Here is a 500-nt window from a genome sequence, read left to right as displayed (position 1 = left end):
AAATGTTATCTCGAAAGAAACAAACCCGATGGAAAGCGGCAAATCAAAAGCGGATGCCAATCAGCCGCAAAAGCCTCGTCCGCGTAAATGGTTTGCCGATGTATTTGTAATAATTTTTTTGCGTATCCGGTGCGGTATTCAGCTTAAATCTGTTCAGACTTGATCTGTTTCAATCAATCGCCTCCCTTAACAAAAAACCAATGGGGACTGTTACTGTTAAGTATAACAATGTCCAGCGCCGCTTTTCGGATCGCCTTTTGTGGAGCCGTCTTGCCGTTGAATCGCCCGTGTACATCGGCGACATTATTCGCGTGGCGGAATATTCAGCCGCGACCTTGCGTATAAATGACGATGTTATCGACATAAACGAAAATTCCCTGATACGCATACGCTCCTCCTTCTCCTCTTCCTCCCTCCTTTTCCTTTCCCTTTTTTCTTTCCTTTTTCTCTTCTCCCTCTTCCCCCCCCTCTCCTTTCCTCTGTGTGTGGACTTAAACATT

The 500-nt window shown here is 45.6% G+C and carries 1 protein-coding gene; it reads right to left on the bottom strand.

The genetic code is table 11. The features are described 5' to 3' along the window. Positions 1-169: 169 nt before the first annotated feature. On the bottom strand, positions 170-388 hold the full coding sequence (locus tag ACYVRA_RS08550; protein WP_461252297.1) for a hypothetical protein: 219 nt from the start codon (positions 386-388) through the stop codon (positions 170-172). Positions 389-500: the final 112 nt, after the last annotated feature.

This window comes from Treponema sp. R8-4-B8 (assembly GCF_054786175.1).
Note: the sequence above shows the minus strand (reverse complement) of the source record. Positions and strands in the feature narration are given on the sequence as shown.